The 1,070-nt window shown below is 37.2% G+C and carries 1 pseudogene; it reads left to right on the top strand.

What is annotated here, in order from left to right:
- Window positions 1–1,070: pseudogene (locus B2G44_RS01940) on the top strand (reverse transcriptase/maturase family protein); the annotation flags it as partial.

The following is a 1,070-nucleotide window of genomic DNA, read 5'->3' on the forward strand; positions in this document are numbered from 1 at the left end:
AAAATTGACTTAAAAGGTTACTTTGATACCATCAATCACGAGATTCTCATGAGAACCTTAAATCGGTTCATCAGAAAGAATAAAGTCCTCTCAACCGTTAACAAATGGTTGAAAGCTGGCTTCATGAAAAACGGAATCAAATATGAATCCTTATCCGGTTCTCCCCAAGGAGGAATTATTTCCCCCTGCTGGTGAATGTGTACTTACATCACATTGACCTAAAAATGGGAGAACTAATTAAAGAAGGGAAACCGATTTGGAAGGATAATCCGGAATATAAGAAAGCATGGCGTAAAAACCAGCACCCTCAACTGGGGATTGATAGTCTTATCAACCTAAACCCAAAGACAAGAGTTGAGTACATCCGTTACGCTGATGATTTTATCATTGGTGTTAAAGGCGGAAAGGATTAAGAATCAAGTAATGCAATGGCTAGAACAAGATTTGAAACTTACTATTAGTAAGGATAAGTCAAAGATTGTTAAAGCCAGTAAAGGAACAAGATTTTTATCATATATGGTAAAGGTAAATCCCACCAATAAAACTCGTACAAGGAAAACCTCTAATAATTACCTAAATGGTAAGGTCCAAATTCAAATTCCTCAAGCGAAAGCCAAGGAATATGGACATGAATATAACTGGTTAAAAAGGGGAAAGGTGAAACACGACGAAACGTTAGCGGATAGGGACGAATTAAAAATAATTCGGACCTACTAGAGGAATTATCCGATACTTTTGCTTAGCTAACAACCTCGGGGTTTTAACCCATCTAAATTATCTAGCCGAATATAGCTTTTTGAAAACATTGGCAAGGAAACGGAAGACGTCAATTGCCAGAGTTCGAAAGAAATTCAATATAGGTTCAACCTGGGCTATTCCCTATTGTAATAAAGGAAAAACTCAATATGAACTATGGGTTGTCTACTCTTGGGACAAAATTAAAAAAATGCGTAATCACAAGGGAAATCCGGACATCACCATTAATAGATTTATATTCCAAAGTCGCACGCACCTAACTGATCGTTTGAAAGCGAAACGTTGTGAGAACTGCGAGAAAACAACCCAACTTC

It is taken from the genome of Candidatus Phytoplasma citri (genome assembly GCF_002009625.1).
Classification (GTDB): Bacteria; Bacillota_I; Bacilli_A; order Acholeplasmatales; family Acholeplasmataceae; genus Phytoplasma; species Phytoplasma citri.